General features: G+C 37.5%; 17 protein-coding genes and 1 riboswitch. Of the genes, 3 read left to right on the top strand and 14 right to left on the bottom strand.

Annotated elements, in window-relative coordinates; genetic code table 11:
- Nucleotides 1-47 precede the first annotated feature (47 nt).
- Nucleotides 48-1,022: a proline dehydrogenase family protein gene (locus ACIQXJ_RS23480; RefSeq protein ID WP_403058296.1), complete on the top strand. Its 975-nt coding sequence runs from the start codon at nt 48-50 to the stop codon at nt 1,020-1,022.
- 300 nt (nt 1,023-1,322) lie between these two features.
- Here the strand turns inward: ACIQXJ_RS23480 and ACIQXJ_RS23475 are convergent, their stop codons facing one another.
- From ACIQXJ_RS23475 to ACIQXJ_RS23425, 11 genes are all read right to left on the bottom strand, one after another.
- Entirely contained in the window at nt 1,323-2,039 is a 717-nt protein-coding gene (locus tag ACIQXJ_RS23475; RefSeq protein WP_403058299.1) for a 3-ketoacyl-ACP reductase, read from the bottom strand.
- A gap of 86 nt (nt 2,040-2,125) precedes the next feature.
- Entirely contained in the window at nt 2,126-2,731 is a 606-nt protein-coding gene (locus ACIQXJ_RS23470; protein ID WP_403058301.1) for a response regulator, read from the bottom strand.
- A gap of 15 nt (nt 2,732-2,746) precedes the next feature.
- Nucleotides 2,747-3,892, bottom strand: coding sequence for a sensor histidine kinase (locus ACIQXJ_RS23465; RefSeq protein ID WP_483869694.1), 1,146 nt, complete (start codon nt 3,890-3,892; stop codon nt 2,747-2,749).
- Between the two features lie 149 nt (nt 3,893-4,041).
- Nucleotides 4,042-5,073 carry a Delta(5) desaturase DesA gene (gene desA, locus ACIQXJ_RS23460; protein WP_403058304.1) on the bottom strand — a complete coding sequence of 344 codons (1,032 nt, stop codon included), beginning with the start codon at nt 5,071-5,073 and terminating at the stop codon, nt 4,042-4,044.
- A 177-nt stretch (nt 5,074-5,250) separates the two neighbouring features.
- Entirely contained in the window at nt 5,251-5,751 is a 501-nt protein-coding gene (locus tag ACIQXJ_RS23455) for a GNAT family N-acetyltransferase (protein ID WP_403058432.1), read from the bottom strand.
- A 227-nt stretch (nt 5,752-5,978) separates the two neighbouring features.
- Complete coding sequence (metH, locus tag ACIQXJ_RS23450) at nt 5,979-9,410, bottom strand: methionine synthase (protein ID WP_403058307.1); 3,432 nt, start codon at nt 9,408-9,410, stop codon at nt 5,979-5,981.
- Nucleotides 9,403-11,250: a bifunctional homocysteine S-methyltransferase/methylenetetrahydrofolate reductase gene (locus tag ACIQXJ_RS23445; RefSeq protein ID WP_403058310.1), complete on the bottom strand. Its 1,848-nt coding sequence runs from the start codon at nt 11,248-11,250 to the stop codon at nt 9,403-9,405. Before ACIQXJ_RS23445 ends, metH begins: the two co-directional genes overlap by 8 nt.
- Nucleotides 11,251-11,341: 91 nt before the next feature.
- Nucleotides 11,342-11,441: riboswitch (SAM riboswitch) on the bottom strand.
- 125 nt (nt 11,442-11,566) lie between these two features.
- The gene (hemG, locus tag ACIQXJ_RS23440; RefSeq protein ID WP_403058313.1) at nt 11,567-12,955 is read right to left on the bottom strand and encodes a protoporphyrinogen oxidase; all 1,389 of its coding nucleotides are present in this window, start codon (nt 12,953-12,955) and stop codon (nt 11,567-11,569) included.
- A gap of 518 nt (nt 12,956-13,473) precedes the next feature.
- Entirely contained in the window at nt 13,474-14,763 is a 1,290-nt protein-coding gene (locus ACIQXJ_RS23435; protein ID WP_403058316.1) for a methyl-accepting chemotaxis protein, read from the bottom strand.
- Between the two features lie 673 nt (nt 14,764-15,436).
- Entirely contained in the window at nt 15,437-16,723 is a 1,287-nt protein-coding gene (locus ACIQXJ_RS23430; protein WP_403058318.1) for an SEL1-like repeat protein, read from the bottom strand.
- Between the two features lie 73 nt (nt 16,724-16,796).
- Complete coding sequence (locus tag ACIQXJ_RS23425; protein WP_403058320.1) at nt 16,797-17,810, bottom strand: YdcF family protein; 1,014 nt, start codon at nt 17,808-17,810, stop codon at nt 16,797-16,799.
- Nucleotides 17,811-17,996: 186 nt separating this feature from the next.
- On the opposite strand from ACIQXJ_RS23425, the gene ACIQXJ_RS23420 reads away from it, so the two are divergent.
- Complete coding sequence (locus ACIQXJ_RS23420) at nt 17,997-18,470, top strand: hypothetical protein (RefSeq protein WP_403058322.1); 474 nt, start codon at nt 17,997-17,999, stop codon at nt 18,468-18,470.
- A complete protein-coding gene (locus ACIQXJ_RS23415) occupies nt 18,458-18,745 on the top strand; it encodes a DUF2653 family protein (protein WP_340822151.1) in 288 nt (95 codons plus the stop codon). Before ACIQXJ_RS23420 ends, ACIQXJ_RS23415 begins: the two co-directional genes overlap by 13 nt.
- A 134-nt stretch (nt 18,746-18,879) precedes the next feature.
- On the opposite strand, the gene ACIQXJ_RS23410 is transcribed toward ACIQXJ_RS23415, so the two are convergent.
- The 3 genes from ACIQXJ_RS23410 to ACIQXJ_RS23400 form a co-directional block, all read right to left on the bottom strand.
- Nucleotides 18,880-20,499 carry an S-layer homology domain-containing protein gene (locus tag ACIQXJ_RS23410; RefSeq protein ID WP_403058325.1) on the bottom strand — a complete coding sequence of 540 codons (1,620 nt, stop codon included), beginning with the start codon at nt 20,497-20,499 and terminating at the stop codon, nt 18,880-18,882.
- A gap of 113 nt (nt 20,500-20,612) precedes the next feature.
- The gene (locus ACIQXJ_RS23405; protein WP_403058328.1) at nt 20,613-21,782 is read right to left on the bottom strand and encodes an endonuclease Q family protein; all 1,170 of its coding nucleotides are present in this window, start codon (nt 21,780-21,782) and stop codon (nt 20,613-20,615) included.
- 68 nt (nt 21,783-21,850) lie between these two features.
- Nucleotides 21,851-22,021, bottom strand: coding sequence for a hypothetical protein (locus ACIQXJ_RS23400; protein ID WP_401014662.1), 171 nt, complete (start codon nt 22,019-22,021; stop codon nt 21,851-21,853).
- Nucleotides 22,022-22,181: the final 160 nt, after the last annotated feature.

Below are 22,181 nucleotides of genomic sequence, written 5' to 3'. Positions count from 1 at the left end.
ATAAATATGTTATACTAGTAAGAAAAATGCAGTGAGGAGAATGACCCATGTTATTACGCGATTTTTTCATCCAATTATCTGAAAACCAACTATTAAATAGTGCTGCTAAAAAATACGGCTTAAAATTAGGTGCCCAAAGTGTGGTAGCTGGTACAAATATAGAAGAAACGATTGCAAGCATCAAAGAATTAAACGCACATAATATCTCTTGCACAGTGGATAATCTAGGGGAATTTGTTGCGAATGAAGAAGAAGCTACAAAAGCTAAGGATCAAATCCTCGCTGTCATTGAAGCTATTCATGAAAACGATGTTGATGCACATATTTCGTTAAAGCCTTCTCAATTAGGCTTAGACATTGATGTTGATTTTTGCTACGACAATTTATATGAGATTGTAGAAAAAGCAGCAGCCTATGATATTTTTGTAAACTTTGATATGGAAAATTACGGCCGTCTACAAACATCATTTGATATGGTAGAAGAGCTTTCAAAAACATTTAATAATGTCGGCACTGTTATTCAATCGTACTTTTACCGAGCAAAAGACGATCTTGAGAAATTTAAAAACTACCGTTTACGTATCGTAAAAGGTGCATATAAAGAGCCTGTGGAAGTAGCCTTCCAAGATAAGCTAGATATCGATTTAAACTATATCGAACTGATTGAATATCATTTATTACACGGCAAATTTACATCGATTGCTACACATGACCATAACGTCATTGCACACGTAAAGCGCTTTGTTGCTGATAACAATATTCCATATGATAAATTTGAATTCCAAATGTTATACGGCTTCCGTACAGATATGCAAAAAGAACTTGCGAAAGAAGGCTATAACTTCTGCGTCTACGTTCCATTTGGCGAAGATTGGTACGGTTACTTCATGCGTCGCTTAGCGGAGCGTCCTCAAAATCTTAACCTTGTGACAAAACAAGTATTTACAAAGAAAACGAATACGGTTCTTGCTGTAGCAGCTGGTGCATTCGTTCTTGGCCGCTTAACAAAGCGCAAAAAATAATACAAGTAACTTGTCGTTAAAATTAAACTACTGCAGTTGATTTCAGCTACGGATGGTCGCTTTCCGCGTTCGCACCGTAAGCCGCAACCCTCGCTAACGCTCGGTTTGTTGCGTTTTACGTTTTGTGCTGTTCCCGCAAGAGTCGCCTCACTCCGCTCCAATCAACTAAACAGTATATTCAATTCCTAATCATAAAAAATAAGGCATCAAGAGAGAAAATCTCTTGATGCCTTTTATTAACTCTATATTGTGTCACCATGTTGGCAACTCGTTTTTTTTCACTTGATGAACATCTACTTTTTAAGGGTTTGTTGACCATAGACCTGCATGTTTTAAAACAACACGCGGATGTAGTTTTAATTGGGCTACCATTAAGTCTGCTAAATCTTCTGCCTGCATAACTTTTTCCGGATTGCCATCAGTTAGTTGTAATTCTACTGCCATATCAGTTGCAACAGTACTTGGTGTTAACGTTACAACACGAATATTATGTTTTCGAACTTCTAACATTAATGATTCACTCATGCCAATAACTGCCGCTTTCGATGCACTATATGCGCTCGTAATCGGGGCACCTTTTTGACCTGCTGTAGATGAAATATTAATAATATCCCCTGACTCACGTTCAATCATTTCTGGTAGGACGGCACGTGTTGTGTAATAAACACCTTTGACATTTACATCTACAATATTCGTCCAATCTTCAGGTGAAAGTTCTAAAAACTTACCGAATTTCGAAATCCCCGCATTATTTACTAAAATATCGATTGGGCCTAACTCAGCTCGAATACTTTCTACTGCCTTTGTGATGGATTGCAAATTTGCTACATCAGCTGTAGCAATCGCGACTTTCACATCATATGCCTTTAGTTGATTTGCAACTTGTTGTAAGTTCTCTAATGTACGACCTACTAGCCCAACGTTGATGCCCTCTTTTGCAAAAGCGATGGCTGTTGCACGGCCAATACCACGACCAGCTCCAGTAATTAAAGCCGTTTTACCAGTAATTGTTTGCATATATCTTGCTCCCTTATGAATAGTGATAGATAAAATCTCTGTTTTTTAGCATACCTATTCACCAATCAAAAGTACATTCAGAAGACTTACTTATTCCATCCTTTTTCCTTAAAGCGTGCGATAGCCTCAATACGGTTTCCGACGTGAAGCTTCTCTAATATCGTTGAAATATAATTGCGCACAGTCCCCGCCGATAAAAATAACTCTGCTGCAATTTCTTTTGTTGTTTTACCTTCAGCTACAAGTGTTAACACCTGACTTTCACGCTCAGTTAGTGGATTTTCACTATCGTCTTCGTAAACAAAATCAACAAGTTCTGGTGCGTAAATTCGTTTACCATCTACGATTGTCCGAATAGCACTCACCAATTCCTCGATAGGACTATCCTTTAATAAGTAACCTCGGACACCTGCTTTTCTTGCTCGTTCGAAGTAACCAGGTCTAGCAAATGTAGTTAATATAATTACTTTACAGTCTGAGCTCTGCAATTCTTCAGCCGCATCAAGTCCAGTTTTCACTGGCATTTCAATATCCATAATACAAATATCAGGCTGATGCTCTTCTACAAGCGACAATGCTTCCTCACCATTTTTTGCTAAGCCGACAACCTCCATATCTTCCTCCATACTTAGTAAGGAACGAAGCGCGCCTAATAGCATCCCCTGATCTTCAGCAATTACAATTCGTATCAAGCCATAACCCTCTTTCTATAGGTTCTTCAGATTTTCTTTAACTTTTTGATGTGTAATAGTCACCGGTATAGATACCGTTAATGTAGTGCCATTTTCACTTTCTATTTTAAATGAACCATTTATAAACTCTAAGCGTTCATGCATTCCTTTTAAACCATTCCCTGACCTCAATGCTTGTTTTTTCGTAATACCCTGTCCATTATCACGAACAACTAAGTGTACTTCTTTAAAATTCTGATGGAAGGCAATTTCACATTTAGTTGCTCCGCTATGCTTTACAATGTTCGTTACCGCTTCCTTTAAACACATAGATAAAACATTCTCCACGAGAGGTGGAACATGTAAGGATTCCTTATCCCCCTCAAAAACAAATTCCATCTCTGCCGCTTTTAAAATTTGAGAGATACGCATAAGCTCGTCTTCAAATCTAGTTGTCCGCATATCTGACACCAATTCTCGTACCTCTTTTAAGGCAATACTAGCTGTTTGACGAATATCCTTAATTTCAATTAAAGCTTGCTGCGGATCACGAGCAATCAGTCTCGAGGCTAAGTCGCTTTTTAAACCAATCATTGACAACTTTTGACCAAGCGTATCATGTAAATCACGTGCAATACGTTGTCGTTCCTCAAAGACAATTAATTCAGCAATTCGTTCATTTGCAGTTTCTAGTTGACCTTCTAAATTTTCACGCTTATTTTTCGAATATATCGTTAAAGGTAGAAGTACCACTGCCAATATCGTTAGTACGACAAAAGGTAGCTGCGATAAAAATAAATGTAGCTCTACAAAAAAGCCAACTCCTGTAGAAATCACAGTAAAACCGATATGGAGCCCATACATTATGTAAAAGCCAACAGGTCTACGGATATTGCCTATGAAAAAGGCCGTAAAAATCGATAAATACACATAACCATACAATATAGTTAAAATAATATTAATGACCATTTCAAAGCTAATCCACATATACACTAGTCCGTTTTTAGCGTTCACAGAAAATCGATAAAAAATAAAATAGAGCATTAAAAAAGTAATCCCAATTGATATTTCAATGTACGATGATTTTCTGAATATAAAGAAAAACGGTAGAAAACAAAAAATAACCCATAAATAAACACTGAGCATAGGACTATTCGGAATGATACTATGCCATTTCTTCATCATAATCTCACGCTCTTTCCTACTTTTCCCTACATTATAACAAGAAAAGAATATTTGCGCCTTCACTTGCTATCCTGTAGCTTTCAAACGGACATATCCTTATTTATATAAAACAGCCATCCCAAAAAGAGATGGCTGGTTGTAATCTACTAAGCAGCAATACTGCCTTTCGCTTTTCGTTTTATAATTTCATTTACATCTTTAAAAGTTACAAATTTGCCAAGATCTTCATCATATAATTTATAGCGTAAAGATTCTAAGCTTGTACGCAATGTAATTGTAGTAGCAGAGTGCAATGGCGGCGTTTCATTATGTGCTTTTTCAAGATTATAGTTCGGTACACGCGGTGCTAAATGGTGCACGTGGTGGAAGCCGATATTGCCTGTAGCCCATTGTAATAGCTTCGGTAGTTTATAGTACGAACTACCTTCAACAGCAGCTTTTACATAATCCCACTCTGAATCGTGCTCAAAGTAAGAATCCTCGTACGTATGTTGAATATAAAATAACCATATTCCAAGGGAACCAGCAACAAATAAAGTGACACCTTGAACTAATAAAAATGCTTGCCAACCCATAGCGTAAATAAGACCTACACAGATACCTAAAATTATAATATTTGTTACGTAAGTATTCGTGCGTTCCTTTTGTTTCGCATCTTTTCGGTTAAAACGATTCAAAATTAACACCATGTATAACGGTCCTAAGCCGAACATTACAAGTGGATTACGGTAAAAACGATACCATAAACGTTGACCTTTAGAACATTGTAAATATTCTTCTACTGTCATCATATCAATATCACCAATACCACGCTTATCTAAGTTCGAGCTTGTTGCGTGGTGGATTGTATGCTCACGCTTCCATTTTTCATATGGGAACGATGTAATTACCCCAGTTACTAAGCCAACCCAGTCGTTTGCTTTTTTACTTTTGAAAAATGAACCGTGGGTACAATCATGGAAAATGATAAATGTTCTAACGACAAATCCAGCAGAAATAATACTTAAACCTGCAGTTAACCATGGCGAAACATCCACTAACATATAACCAGCAATCCATAGGACAATTAACGGAACAATTGTATTGACCATTTGAAAAATACTTTTACCTGTATCTGATTTCGCAAATGGCGCTACATCTTGGCGCAATTTCTTCGTTTTTTCTTTATCTGTTGCCATTCCTTTTTCCCTCGTTTCCTTTTGCTTATGACCTCATCATAAAACAAGAGTATAACTAGCAACAGACGCAAACATCATGAAAAGCGCATGACATTTGTCATACACATTAACGGTAGCCAAGTAAGATTTTTACCCCCCACTAGGTATTACGCTTTTATCCAATAAAGCCAATTCACATTACTTTTTTGGACCGGTTAAATGCAGTTGATAGAATACTAAATCCAGCCATTCGTCAAATTTATAACCAGCATTTTTTATAGTTCCTGCATATTCAAAGCCTAACTTCTCATGCGCCTTTATGCTTCCAATATTTTCGCCATCAATACCAGCAACTAACGTTTTAACACCTTGCTCCTGTGCAATCTCAATCAACTGGTACATTAACTTCGTTGCAATGCCTTTCTTATAATGGTCCTTGTGCACATATACCGAATGCTCCATTGTATACTTATAACCGGGATAAGGACGGAACTGACTGTAATTTGCAAAACCTGCGACTACTCCGTTTTCTACAAAGACTAACAACGGATTACCAGCTGCTTTTTGCTCTTGAAACCATTGTTTCTTTTCTTCTAACGATTGTATTTCATACCTATACACTGCTTTACTCGTTAATATAATGTCATTATAAATAACTAAAACCTCTGGTAAATCTTTTTCTTCCATAAATCGAATCATCATATTCACACCCTCACCGTAAAAGAAATAGACCCCACCGATAACGGCAGGGCTGTACCTAGTGCAACTATTTTATTTACCTCGCCACAAAGGGCATATTGGGCTTTGATTGGTCGTACGATCACACCATTTCAATATCCGCAACATACCCCTCGTAGACGTAGACATTTACTTTATTAAGTTGGCATTAAATCCTTCTCCATAAAGATAAACCTTTTTTATCTATATTACACGTTAAAATATCTTGCATCTGGATGTGCAAAAACAATCGCAGATACGGATGCTTCTGGCTCCATCATAAAGCCTTCTGTTAAATGAACCCCAATGTCCTCCGGCTTTAATAAGCCAAATAATTTCTCTTGGTCTTCCAAGTTCGGGCAGGCAGGGTAGCCAAATGAGAAACGTTGCCCTTGGTATTTCGCTGCAAAACGGTCACGCATTGTGAAATCTGTGTTATCTGGGAAGCCCCATTGATCACGAATTTCTTGATGCATACGCTCTGCAAAGCCTTCTGCAAGCTCAAGAGCTGTTGATTGAAGGGCATGGCTTTCAAGGAATTTCCCTTCCTCTTTTAACTGACGAGCTGTCGCCATAACACCTTGTCCAGCAGTTACAACCATCAGTGCAACATAGTCCATCTCTCCGCTATCTACTGTTTTCAAGAAATCAGCTAAACACATAAACGGTTCAACCTGCTGACGTGGGAAGGTAAAACGTTCAATTTCTGTTTTACTATCTGACGGATCATAAACGACAACATCATCTCCATCTGCTTGCGCTGGGAAGAACTGATACAAGCCCGAAGGTTTTAATAGGTCACTTTGTAAATAACCATCGACTAGTTGTTTTAGTTCTGTTGCCCGTTCATCCCCTGCATCAAGCAATTGCTGAACTTGTCCTTTCAGCCCTAGGTGGTGACCAATCAATGTTCGCATATTCACATATGGATATAAATGTGATACCGAATAATCCTTTTTCACATGCCGACGAACATCCGCAGGCAAGAACACAGGCGCATCTTTTACTGTACGTACAGGCTTCACAGTAATTTCTTTCACAGGTCGCGCTGCACGTTTCTCATCAGCCTCTAACCGTTTTTGACGTGAGTCTGCTATTTCAGCTAAAAAGTTTTCTCGCGTCTCTGTACCCATTAAAAGATTTACTTGCTCTAGCCCCTGCATCGCATCTTTTGAGTAAATAACAGGACCTTCATATTCGTTTGCAATTTTCGTTTCAGTAAAGCGACGAGACAATGCTGCGCCCCCTACTAATATAGGTACATTAATACCAGCTGCTTTAAAGTCCTGGGCAGTGATAACCATCTGCTGAGCAGATTTAACAAGCAAGCCCGACAGACCGATAAAATCAGGCTTTTCCTTGCGAATAGCCTCGATTAACTGAGATGGCGTTACTTTAATGCCTAAATCAACCACTTTATATCCGTTATTACTTAAAATAATATCTACGAGGTTTTTACCAATATCATGCACATCACCTTTTACAGTGGCAAGCACCATTTTGCCTTTACCCGAGCTATCCTCATTTTTCTCCATAAATTGCTCAAGATGCGCTACAGCTGCCTTCATAACACCTGCTGATTGTAATACTTCCGCTACGATAAGCTGATTATCATTGAATAAACGACCAACCTCAGCCATCCCTTCCATCAATGGTCCATTAATAATATCAAGCGGTGCGTCATAAATTTCACGAGCGGCATCAAGATCTTCAATAAGCCCCTCTTTCGTACCTTCTAAAATATAATAAGCTAAGCGTCCTTCCACTGTTTTCGGAATATCAGCTTCAGTTTTCTCTTTCTTTTTATCACGATAAAAATCAGTGAATACCGCTAATGTTTCATCATTTGTATTGAATAATAGGTCATTTGCAAGCTTAATTTCCTCTTCAGGAATCGAAGCATAACGCTCTAACTTCTCTGTGTTGACAATCGCGTAATCCAAGCCTGCCTGTGTACAGTGATATAAATAAACAGCATTCAATACTTCACGGCCAACTGGTGGTAAGCCGAAGGAAATATTACTTACTCCGAGAACAGTTAACGTGCGAGGTAATTTTTCTTTTATAAGACGAATGCCCTCGATTGTTTCAAGTGCTGAACCAATATATTGTTCATCCCCTGTACCAACTGGGAACATAAGCGGGTCAAAAATTATATCCTCTGGTGCTAAGCCCCATTTCTCTGTTAATAATTGATAAGAACGCTCTGCAATTTCTAGTTTACGATGACGATCTACTGCCATCCCTTGCTCATCAATCGTACCGACAACTAAAGAGCCACCATATTTTTTCACTAGCGGCATTACTGCGTCAAAACGTTCTTCCCCATCCTCCAGATTAATAGAGTTGATAATGGCTTTACCTTGTGAAAATTTCAGCGCTTCTTCAATTACTTTCTCATCTGTAGAATCAATTACAAGCGGCACTTTTACTTTCTTAACAACTTCCTGCATAAAGCCCCGCATATCCGCTAATTCATCACGATCTGGGTTCGCTAAGCAAATATCTATAACATGTGCCCCATTTTTCACTTGTGCACGTGCGATTTCTGCCGCTTCCTCATATTTACTGTCAATGATTAAATTTTTGAATTTTCGAGAGCCAATAACATTAGTTCGCTCCCCAATAAACAGCGGACGCATCGAATCATCGTATACTAAAGGCTCAATACCTGATACTACATGACCATGTGTGCTTTCTGGTAATTGTCGCGGCTTTTCATCCTTCAATACCTCTCGGATTGCGGCAATATGTGCTGGTGTTGTTCCACAACAACCGCCAACAATGTTAAGCCAGCCTTTTTCAGCAAAACCTTTTAATTTTTGAGATAAAGATTCTGGTGATTCATGATAGCAACCTTCCTCATCTGGCAAACCAGCATTTGGATAACAGCTAATATAGCCGGTAGAAAGCTCCGCTAACGAACGAATATGATCTGTCATAAACTCTGGACCTGTCGCACAGTTTAAGCCGACAGATAACGGCTTAATATGCTCAATTGATATGTAAAAGGCATCAATCGTTTGCCCTGCTAGCGTTGTGCCCATTGGCTCAATCGTGCCTGAAATCATAACAGGTAGTTCTTTTCCAGTTTCCTCAAACGCACGTGACACCCCCAGTGTCCCCGCTTTTACATTTAGCATATCCTGACTCGTTTCAAGAAGCAGTACGTCTGAACCCGCTTCGATGAGGGCCTTTGCCTGTACATAAAAGTTTTCTTCAAGTTCATCAAAGGTAATACCGCCAGTTACTGATAATGTTTTCGTCGTTGGACCCATTGCTCCTGCAACAAAACGGGGCCACTCTGGAGTAGAAAACTCATCCACTACTTTGCGCGCAATTTCCACCGCACGTTTATTAATTTCTTCTGCCTTAGACCCAAGATTATATTCATTTAATACGAGAGGCGTACCTCCAAACGTATTTGTACAAATAATATCCGCACCAGCCTCTAAATATTTACGGTGAACCTTTTCAAGCACATCAGGTCTAGTTAATACAAGATTCTCGTTACAACCATCAAGCTCCTCGCCACCAAAATCTTCAGCTGATAAGTTTTCATTTTGAAGCATTGTACCCATTGCGCCATCCAGAATTAATATTCGTTTCTCTAGTTGCTCTTCAATCAAGTGCTTAGCCATCTATACTTACCCCTTTTTTCTGTTCATCCAATTGCTCAATAAATTTCATTAACTCTAGCGTCATATCATAGCGTAAAAACGGTGTAATTAAGTAAATACCATTGAAATACTCTGCAGCTACTTCTACTAACTCTTTAGCAATTGCAATCCCTTCTAATGTTGAACGTTCCTTATCTTCACCACATGCCTTCATACGTGACAGTGCATCGTCAGATAGTTTGATACCTGGTACTTCATGATGTAAAAACTCAGCGCTCTTATAGCTCGTTACTGGCATAATACCAATATAAATTGGTGCATCTAAATGCTTAGTTGCCTCATAAATTTCAATGATTTTTTCTTTCGTATAAACTGGTTGAGAAATAAAGTAATCCGCACCATGCTCTATCTTTTTCTCTAGTCGAGCCACTGCTCGGTCTAGTACACGTACATTCGGGTTAAATGCTGCCGCTACAGAGAAGTTTGCCTTTTTACGAAGTGGCTTTCCAGAAAATGAAATACCTTCATTCAACTGTTTAATCAGCTGGATTAGTTCCATAGAAGATACATCATAAACGCTTGTGGCACCCGGGAAATCACCTACCTTAGTCGGATCTCCAGTAACTGCTAGAATATCATGAATGCCAAGTGCATTTAAGCCCATCAAATGTGACTGTAATCCAATTAAATTACGGTCACGGCACGTTATATGCGTTAATGGCCGGACACCGTGCGTTTCCTTCAATAACGCACCCATTGCCACATTACTAATGCGGGGCGATGCGAGTGAATTATCTGCCATCATCACTACATCAGCGCCTGCTTCATATAATTTTTTCGCACCTTGAATAAAGCCGTCAATTTCTAAATGTCTCGGTGTGTCTAACTCCACGATAACCGAACGCTCGCGCTTTACCTTCTCATGCAATGGCTCATACGTTGCAGGCTCTGCTTCACGTACAACCTGTACTTTTTCAGGCTTAGCAAACTTTTCTTCAATAGGTGTTAACTCTTCTAAATATTTTTTCGCTGCTGCTATGTGCTTTGGTGTTGTTCCACAGCAACCACCGATTAAACGAACACCTTGGTCAACTAGTGCAACTGCGGCACGACCAAAATAATCTGCTTCTGACTCATATACGACACGCCCATCCTCTAAATCTAGCAAGGATGCATTTGGATATGCAGACATAAATGCTTTTTCAGGAAGCTCAACTCCTTCAAATGCTTGAATTGTATGATGCGGCCCTAAACGACAATTCACGCCTACTACGTCTGCACCAAGAGCTTCTAGCTCGTGCAATGCTTGATTTAATGCCATTCCATTTTGTAACACGCCTGGTTCATGCATCGACACCTGCGCAATAATTGGTAGCTTTGTTTTGGCACGTAACATTTTCAACGTTGCGCTTAACTCTTCGAAATCATAATACGTTTCAAGTAAAAGGCCATCTGGATTGCCTGCAAGTAACACATTTGCTTGCTCTTCAACTGTCGATAAAATTTCCTCTAATGTTGCATCACTTTTACGAATACCACGGATGCCCCCAATTGTGCCTAACACAAATTGTCCGCCATCTGCTGCGGCACGTTTTGCAATCGTGATTGCCGCTTCATTAAACTGCTGAACTCGCGATTCTAAACCGTAGCGTGCTAATTTAATAGCATTAGCACCGTAAGTATTTGTCTGAATCACATCTGCACCAGCAGCAATATATTCTTTATGGATTTTTTCAATCAATTTCGGTCTCTGTACATTCATTTCTTCATGGCAGTACTCCAAGCCGTAGCCATATAATACAGTACCAATGGCACCATCTGCAGTTAACACATGTGTTTTTAACTTTTCTAGCAATCCCATAAAACGTAACCCTCACTTTCCTTGTATCCAAAAATATAAAAAGCCTTCTTTTACAAAAAAGAAGGCTTTAACGAATCGTAATTGTTTTTCCTTCTCATCTTCGACCAAAAAGGTCTTCTGGATTTAGCACCTGACATAAGTTGGTTGCTGAAGCTTCATAGGGCCAGTCCCTCGGCTTCTCTCGATAAGAATGTAGTATGAATTTTTCAAATAATTAAAAGAATCATATCGTTTACAGGCGATAGAGTCAAGACTATTTCACTCAACAAAGGAGATTTCTCCAGAAAAATATCAAATTTTCGCATTTATTTTACGGTTATACTAGTTTTTCTGCAAGTTCTTCGCCTATTTTTTTACCATTTTGAATACAAGCACCAATGCCTACTCCGAAATAAGAGCAGCCTGCAATCGATAAATTTGGATAGCTTTCTGCAAGCTCAGCTGTTAAGCCCTTCAATGCCTCATGATGTGCTAAATCGTATTTTGGCATTTGATCAATCCATTTCGCAACATTAACTACAGTTGGCTTTTCATCAATCCCTAAACTTTTCTTTACATCGTCTAATGCGACAGCAGCTAGTTCTTCATCTGTCATCTTACATAATTGTTCATACGCAGGATTGATGCTCTTATAAAAGAGTCGTACAAGCAATTTACTATTAGCAGATGTATGCTTCCATTTTCGACTTGTCCAAGTTGCTGCATTGCATTGGACATTTGAATTATGTGACACAATAAAGCCTGTTCCATCTGCTGGTAGCACTGCATCCGGTACATCAAAACCTAGGTAAATTGTTATTGCTGAAGCTGTAGTAAATTCCTTAAAATAATGATCTAACGATGGGTCCTGTAATAAGTTTTTCACCGCTTCATTCGGCAGCGCTAATACAACGTGATCAGCCTCAAGCTTTCTACTATTTGCTAATGTAATTGTATATTGCCCTTCATGTTTCTTTACACTTGTTGTTGCTACGCCCTTGATCATTTCTACTTCTGTTAACGTTTCTTCAAGTCGATCAATCAGAGACGATAAGCCTTTTTTAAATGAAACAAACTTTTTATTGGAAGCTTTCATAAATTGTTCGCGATTTGCATCAAACCCCTTGATGATGCTACCGTAATCATCTTTATAATCGATTAAGTACGGCAATGTAGAAGCAATCGAAAGTTGATGTAGGTCACCAGAATATACTCCTGCTAATACTGGCGCTATTTGATTTTGCACAAGCTCTTCACCTAAGTAATACGTTAAAAACTCGCCTATGGAGCTTTCTTTAGTAAAACCTTTATTCGGCATCGTTAAGTCCTGTAATGCGATTTGCTTACCAGCTTCTGATACAAGCGTACTTGCTTCCAGAGATGCTAAACTCATAGGAATACCGAATGTTGAATCAGCTGGTATTGCATGTAATTCGTCGTTTGTATAGATATAAGATACTCCTGTTTCGTTGTACACTAGCTCCTGTTCAAAATTAAGCTCCTGTACTAGCTCCATGACGCCTTTATGACGAGCTACAATTGAATCAGCGCCCGTTTCCATTATAAAACCATGGTCATATGCGGAGTGTAGCTTTCCACCTAAGTATGCATTTTTTTCAACAAGTACTAGGTTTACATCTATTTTTTTCTCCAATACTTGACGTTGTAGATAATGCATCGTACATAAACCTGTAATTCCGCCACCTAATACAACTATTGTTTCCATGAAGAATCGCCCCTAATTTCTTTATTTATCTCCTATTAGTATAAACTGTTTTTGCAAACATTTACGTTCAACCCATTACAAATTTAGCAAAAATGAAGCACTCAAAAAATAAATAGAAGAATACTGCCGTTGATTCAACTACGGGTAAATTGTTTGAGTGCCTGACACCTAGCATAACTTTGGCTTCCTATAGCGCAAATATTCACTGCGCTTTTCGCAGGCACACTATGAGCCGTAACAGTCGCCTGTGGCGTGGTTTATTGCGGCTTACAGTGCGTGCGTTCTCCAAAAGTTTTCGGGGATTTTTACTTAGTTAGTCTTAAAATGCAAAACTTGAAATTGTTTGAGTGCCTGTCACCCTTCTTCCGATACAAATAAAAATCCACTTCGTTTTCCGTAAAGGAGGGCAAGAGCACAAAGACCATAAAGCTCCTATCCTACCTGAGGAAAGCAAAAGCGGATTTTAAATTAAGTTTTATTTAGAGGACATTTAAGCCCCATTTTATGAAATCATTAAATTAGTTTAAGTTTTGTGCAACATTCGCTAATTTATCTGCTGAATTTGTGACTTCATTAAATGCAAGTCCAAGCTCATTAAGAATCTGAGCCACAGCCAGCACTTCTTTTTCCATGCGATCATTTTGACACTTAGCTTGTGTCATAGCATCTAAAATTTTGTTAAATTGCCCCTCAGTTTGAGACATGTTTTCCTCACCTGACGCAACTTCTTCCTGAATATGACTAAGCGTGTAGGCAAGATTATCCGTTCGCTCCGTCGTTTTTTCTAATAATTTAGCTACGGATGTGACAGATTCCTTTGTTTGACTAGATAATTTACGAACTTCATCTGCTACAACACTAAAGCCTTTCCCCGCTTCTCCAGCACGAGCTGCTTCAATCGCTGCATTTAAAGCTAATAAATTTGTTTGATTTGCAATGTTCGTCACAACATTCATAATCTCTTCCATTTCCTTAGACATTTCTGTCAATTGCTTAATATTGTCTGTAATATCATCTACTGATTGAATAATGTTACTCATATTTTTCGATTGATGTTGTAGACGTTCCCGACCTTCAATCGCCTGACTTTCAGCTAGCGTACTGACCTGTAATGATCTTTTCGCCAATTCCTTAATCTCATGTGATTGATTATTTAATTGATGGAATGAGGCATTTGTTTCTTGAGAAATTGCAGCAAGACCCTCTGAAGATTCCACGATTTTTCTCTCAACTGCCTCTTTCTCACGTTCTACATTTTCCTTTAGGCGTTCGACTGTACTTTCAAAAGCCTCTAATACAAGCTGCTGCTCAAAATTAGAAATTTTAGAGATTGCACGAATTGTATTAAATTGGTCCATAGGATGTTCTACATGTTTTTCTACCAAGTCAATAAATGAAATGGCTAAATCTTGGAAAGCACAAATATACCATTGTGTTCTAAGGCCGATATGTACATGTACTTTTGCGATACTTACTCGTCTTTTATAAAACTCTTCATCTATTGTACCGTTAAACATTTCAATAATATGCCGACGCAATGTGACCTTCAACTTATCTACAGAACTATGTTTATTAATAATATCTACTAAACTTTGCTCAGTTCCAATCATTCCATAAAATCGGTCAACGATTTGATTAATGTTGTCCTCAACAAATGGTTTAAAAGCCTTTAAATATTGTAAATCTAATTTGGTCAAATTTAACATTTCAATCTGCTTCACCAATGTTCGTGAGTTCGGAACATCCATTGTCACTGAGTATTGTTGTAAATCTAATGCCATTGCCTTTTTCTGTTTTTGAAAAATCACACTTTTCCCTCTTTCATATACGAGTTCTTTTGAAGAGCTGAGCATAATCTATTTCCGTTTACCCAAATATATTTATAAATATACGAAAAAATACCACGACCGCTAATAAATTAACAAGAAAATAATATAACAAAATAACATCATAATAATCAATAATTCATTAATTTTACATTTTAAAATTACTCATTTACATTATACACTTTAAATATAATTGTCAATTTATTTTAACCTATATTTTACCATTTATCACTATAATATTTAATACTAAACAAAAAAGTTATCCATCATGGAAATGTGATAAAATTACTAATTCAACATTTTTCGTTAGCTATATCGACGGTCTTTTTACTAATTAAAGAATATTGTTTGAATTACTCCGAGCATAATTAAGTATCAGCAATTTCACTATCTATCATTTATTTATTCCAACGAGGTCATTTAACCTAAAACCACATCTAAAAATGGTTCAAAAAGACCAATAGTGATATGGTTAATAAATAGTTTTAAATAACCACTCTAATAATTGACCAATTATGCAAAGATTTAATCCATTGTGTACTTATTTCTTTGTAATGACGTAAAAGCATTATTTTCTTTATAACAGCAAAAAACCCGCAATGGCTAGTTTATAACTAACCATTGCGGGTAATTCCAGTATAACAACATTCGGGTTTTACAAATTATCTAACTCCTCAAGTAATTGAGACGCTTCTTCTATTCCTGCTTCTGCAGCAAGTCCATACCATTTCTTCGCTTCTTTAATATTCCGTGATATGCCTTCACCTTTATTGTAAATGTGGCCAAGTTGTAATTTTGCTTCAGGATCTCCTTGAAGTGCCGCTTGCTTGAACCAATGAATACCTTTTTCAATATTACGGATTCCCGTTAACCCCTTGCTCCAAATAAAGCCCAAATCATAAAATGCATCTACATGATATTGTTCTGCAGCTCTTTCAAACCAATATAAACCTCGATTTACATCACGAGTTTGCCCTAAATGACCTTCTAAATAGATTCCACCAAGCCTATATTCCGCTTCAACATAGCCTGCCTCAGCCGCTTTTTTATAGAAGTTAAATGCCTGCTGCTCATCTATAGCAATCCCTAGTCCTTGCTCATGTATAATACCTAATGTAAACATTGCCTCTGCCACACCTTGTGTTGCTGCAACATCAAACCATTTCTTAGCAAGCACCATATTTTCTGATACGCTTTCCCCATTAAAATACATATCAGCTAAGTTATTAGCTGCATCTGCATGCCCCTGATTCGCAGCTGCTTCATACAATTGGAACGCTCGATCATAATTCTCGTCTACACCTATGCCCTCAAAATAATAGTTACCAAGTGCATATTGAGCATCTGCATTACTTTGTTTTGCTGCTAGTTCAAACCATTTTATCGATTTTTCTGGCTGGAAAGGTGTATCATCGTTTGTACTATAATATTCTCCTAGCTCAAACTGGGCATCTGCATCTTGTTCTTCAATGGCTGCTTTGTATAAATCAATGATTTCTTCATGATCTAAATCTTCTTCTTCAAATAGTTCTACCGCTTCGTCTTGTCTCATAACAAACCATTCCAGTATATCGAGAACATCATCCACAACTTCTGTTGTATAAGCTAACTTCTCTAAAGAAGTAATTTGCCATATTAAAATATAAATAGGGAGTGGTATTGCCTCACGCAATAAGTCATCATATTCTGCTAACAGTGTTAAAACATTATCTTGTACAGTTTGTGTTTGCTCTGGATGTACAATTTGCAAATGACGTTGTTGTTTTTTTCTTAACAATCCTTGAATAACTTGATACAGCATTTTTTGCAAGGTCGTCAGTTGTACTTCATCCAAAATGAGTAAAGATAAATTTTGTGCAAACCATGTATTCTGTATATGTGTTAGCTGTTGTAAGGACTCCGTTCGTTCCTTATTTTGCTTTGCTAAAAATTGCCCATACATTTGTTTTCCCCCCTTGCACACTATGTAAAAAAACTGCCTTGATACTATTATATGGAAGGCAGTTCAAGAATGGTTACACATATGCTCTTAACATGAGTCCTATTAATAATGTAATGACGAAAAAGACCGTTACATGTACCCATTTATACATTTCTAATAAACCGATAAATTCCCGAGTAAAAGCGTTAGGTATATAATACAACGCTGTTTTAGAACCTACACCTTGTGCATCTAACTTTGCCCTTCTTGCATAAATACTTGCGCGAAATACGTGGAAGTTATTCGTAACAAAAAGGGATCGATATTTCCTTCCTTGCGCATGCGCATCCATAATTGCTTTAGAGAAAGCCATATTCTGTTCTGTATTTGTTGATTTATCTTCCATCAATATTTTACGATGCGGTATTTGGTATTCATCTATTATATATGTTTCCATCGCAAACGCTTCTGAAACTTTTTCATCACTTCCACGCCCACCAGAGACGATAATAAACGGACGTTCCCCATATTTTTTATATTGCTTAACAGCTTCATCTAAACGACTTGCTAGCAGAGGGGGAACTTTGTCTCCGATAAGGCCTGATCCGAGCACAATAATATAACGCGGCTCGTATGTTATTGGTGTAAAATGATAAATAATAGCGTAGACCATCACACTTGTATATAAAAATACTGTATAAGCAAAAATCAAAAAAGCATAAAAGAAAAGAATATGCCAAAATCCATTTTCGATATTCGTAAAAAATACGAAGACATATCCAATCATCATTAATAAGAAAGCCAATCCGAAAACAGCTAATAATAAATTTCGAATTCTTCGTCCTTCTTTTTCAAGTAGGATTTTGCTATTGAAAAACATCGCGATGGATAATAACAACATTATACTAGGGATAATGCCAAACAACGTCATTATGCCCATCTTGGACACAATCCCTTGTTCGTTTATGAATAATGCATAACGTGTTGTTATTCCTACAAATAAATTTAAGCCTATTAATCCTAAAACTATAGCATTAAAAAATCGCCTTTTTTCCGTAATATATAGCATTAAAAATACTGAAATCAATAATGTCATTGTTGGAAGCATTACCTTTACCCCTTTCCTTCCTTTCTATTCCCCATTCAGCAGTATACTGACACTACTTGTTCATATATTGCAAATTTCCTAAATTACAGGTAGTGAATATTTTATTTTTCACTATAGTTCATGTAAAATTACTATTAAGAACTAGTTTATGACAAAATATAAAATTATATTGGAGGAATGTAAGTAATGAAAAAAATTCTTGCTGCTCTTTTCGCAGCGACACTTATGTTTGCGTCAGTTGGTGCAACATTATTAATATCGGACACACCGACTGCTGAAGCGAAATCGTATAAGTCAGGTAAAAAAGGCTTCTCAAACAATAACAATAGTTCAAATATCCAAAAATCTCAGGATAATTCTAAAGACCAAAATAATGCTACAACAAATAAAAATAATACTACATCTACAAACAAAACAGATACTACTGCGAAAAAAGGTGGCTTTTTCTCTGGTGGCCTAATGAAAGGCTTAATGCTAGGTGGTTTAGCAGGTCTATTATTCGGTAGTCTATTTAGTGGTCTAGGAATGCTTGGTAATATTTTAGGCTTACTAATCAACGTTGCTGCAATTGTTGTTATTGTGATGCTTGTCGTTAAAATTATCAATATGTTTAAAGATAAAAAACGTAAAGAACAGGAAGCTACGCAATGGCACAAATAATTAACGAACAAGATATTATTAATGCGATTTGCCTATCACAGGCCTATCATAAAAATCTTCGCCCAGAAGATGTACTTGTTGAGTTAACTTATGAAGATGAAACAGGCTTCGGCGCAGAAGTTGAAACAAATGGTCAAATGGAAGTTTTAAATACCGCTGCTATGATTGGCGCTTTACGTGTCTGGATAAAAGACGTTCTACACCAAGATCCTTTCTCAACAGGTATTGAGCTAATATTAGATGATGAAGAAGGCATTATTGCCAAATTATCATAATTCTTAACAAAAAGAATAGCCGTTCAATAAATCTTACAGTCGATTTATTGAACGGCTTTTTTGTAGGATTTATGGCCGTAAATCTCAACTAGATGAGCGACATTATATTGCTCTCACGAACTCTCTACAGTTGATTATTTCAATAGCTCACTAAAGTTAACAAAGATTTTAGCTGCATGACTACGTTTTGTGGGAGCATCTGGAGAAAATCTTCCTTCACTCCCTATTACAATACCAAACTCATATAGCATTGTTATAGCATTTTTCGTCTCATCATTATAGCTATCTATATCTGTAAATGGTGTAATACCTTTCGCAACATATGCTTGATTGAGCTGCTTATTATATGCGCGGTTAATCATTAGTGCTAATTGTGCACGTGTAATAGGCTGACTCGGATTAAACTTGCCATCAGACCCTTTAACAAGTCCATGTGCGTAAGCTGCTGCAATTTCTGCTTGAGTTTCTGCATCGTAGCTTGCAATATCTTTGAATGGCGCTTTGTCTTTCGTTGTTAAACCTAAACTTCTTACAAGCATTGCCGCTGCTTGAGCACGTGTTATATTTTGTTCAGGTCTAAATGTTCCATCCTCATAGCCCTTCAAAATGCCTGTTTCAGCTGCTTTTTGAATAAACTCCGTTGCCCAATGATTTTTTATATCTAGAAATTGTACTTTACTACCTGTTGTAAATGTTGCAGTTGGACTTTGAACACTTTCATTACCAGCTGCATCTAACGCTTTTATAGCAACTGTATAAGCAGTATTTTCTGTTAAACTATCGAGCAATATCGTCTTTTGATCAGCGTTAACTGTAGAGTAGAGCTTTTTATTTACATAAACATTGTATTTCGTAACACCCTCATTATCTGTGGCTGCTTGCCAATTGACCTTTGCCGCTGTACTACTTTCAACATTGACTTGGATTGCAGAAGATGCATCCCATAATGGGCTTGCTTGAATAATTGGTAAAAATGCTTGATTTGCTACAGCTAGATAGCCCGCTTCACTTAAATGAATGTTTTCTGGATTTGGTAAATAAGTTGGCACATCTTTAGCCACAACATCGAAAGTAGGCACAAATATCGCACCTGCTTTTTCAGCGGTTGTTTTAATAGAAGCATTCATAACACCTAATAGCATTTTAAATTGTGTCTGCAACTCTTCACTATAATAAGGGAAAGAATTATAGTAACCCATAACATAAATTTGCACTTGCGGATTCAGCTTTTTAATTTCGGCTAAAATTGCGGCTATATTATTTATAGCTTGTTGCGATGCTTTTAAAATGGTCGCAGTATCTATACCAGTTGTTGTCGCTTCTTTTAAAATAGGTAATAAATCATTCGCACCAGCAGTTAACGTAATCAGCTCCGCTTCCTGAATTGAAGCTCTAAGCTTTGCACGATCATTGGTATAACCAAATCCAGTCACAGGTTTTTCTACGTCACCTTGTAAGTCTTCCAACACATTTTTCGTTGTATAGCCTGAATACGCAAAGCCTTTATTATAAGATGTTAACAAACCCGCTTGTTGCAATGCCTGTGCAACAAAATCTGTATAACCAAGACCAATGGCTCCAACCTCATTCATGCCATGTGCCAATGAATCACCTAGCGCCACATAATCAGCTTGTACAACCCAACTTGGCGCAATGTCATCTTGCTTATTCGCTGCATTTGCTCCTACAGGGACTATTAACTGTAAAGCTAGTACACTTGCAGCTAAAAAACGAAATTTCTTTGTAAAATGCATATTCCCACTCCTCCTGCACATCTAATAATTTCTAGTTTACTAGATTGAGGATAAAAATGGGAACATTAATAGTAAATACCTTAAATCGCCCTATATTTACCTAATTATTTACCCTATTCAGGCTGGACCTTTCCGTAGACGCCTCCTCCACCAACTGCAATATTTAATTGTCCTGTTCTAGCTAAATCAATCATTTTTGCTATTTTAAGTGGCACAATTTCCGCAAGCTGCTCCGTTGAAATTCGATGTAAAATTGTCATTTCAGTTCCAAATGCGTGAAGTAATCTTTCCATCATTTTCGGACCTAAACCCGGTATAAAATCAAGTGGTACTTGATGAATATAAGGTGGTCTCTCACGTTCAGCACTATTCAAATCAGAAAGTTCCATAATTCGAGTCGCAACGCCTTTAACGATTTGTGAACTTCCACACGACCTGCAAATCGTATCCCCATCGTTTAACTGCTTACCACATTTAGCGCATACTGTTTGATGATATTTGCCAAGCAATGGGTTTAACCCATAATTAGCTATTACGCCTCGCCCTTCCTGTTCATGGAGTGCCATCTTTAGTTCGGTAAAATTTGCTGCCTTTAATCGCAGCTTTTGATATTCACGTGCAATTTTACCAAGCGAATGTGCATCAGAATTAGTTACAAATGTATACCTCTGAATTTCTCGTATATTTTTTACCATATTGGTATCAGAGCTTAAACCGAGTTCTATAGCATCGATAAGCTGTGGATCAAACACTTCAGTTAAACTGTGGTGAACGCCTCTTCCAAATAAACTTTTAAATGGTGTAAAAACATGCGCTGGAATAAAAAGGCCTCCTAATTCTCGAACTTTTTGTTGTAGCGCTTGTCCATCACAATAAATACGCTGTGAACTTAAATGAATGTTTTTCATAAAGCCTCTCATCCAATTCGAAAAATCCTCCATCACTGCGATAGTAGGAAAATAAGCTAGCACATGAATTGGACCATGACAGTTGCTATCATAAATCTCAATTTCCGAGCCTGGAATAAGCGTAGTTTTTTGAAACCGAAGGCCCCCTTCGGATAATTCTTCTAGTTCACCTCGATTTATCATCATCTCCATTTCAGCAAGTACTTCTGGCGAATGACAATCAATAATGCCGATTATATCAAGCCCTTTTTTTGCACTAGCCATCTCTAAAATTCGCGATAATGTTAAAGTTTTACTTCCCGTAATCTTAACTGCTCGCCCACTCATTGTTCGTCCAATGTGAATATGTAAATCCGTATAATAGTCCTGAAACATGTATACAGCTCCTTTTGTTCGATTATAAAATGAAAAAACCTTACATTGCTGCAAGGCGTTTTCATTATTTAAGATGGATGGTTTTGATTTGTGCCATGATCAGTGTCGTATGAACCTGAACCTTGATTTGGTGTTGCCGCTGCATCATAAGCAACTAAAGTAACACCAATTTTCTTTTCTAGCTCATTAATTTTTTCAAGTTGTGTGTGATCTAATTGTGCAAATTTAATCTCTTCCATATTCGTCACGCATCCTTTCAAAAATAACGTTCCCCGAATATCTCACAACTATACAAAATCCAAATGGCAAAAATCTTCCGAATTGTTTGAGTGACTGGCACTTAGCATAGACCCTAACAAAAGCATAAGACTTCCTATATCCCAAAAATCCACTTCGCTT

The sequence above is a fragment of the Lysinibacillus sp. NPDC097868 genome (assembly GCF_044761135.1).
Taxonomy (GTDB): domain Bacteria; phylum Bacillota; class Bacilli; order Bacillales_A; family Planococcaceae; genus Lysinibacillus.
Note: the sequence above shows the minus strand (reverse complement) of the source record. Positions and strands in the feature narration are given on the sequence as shown.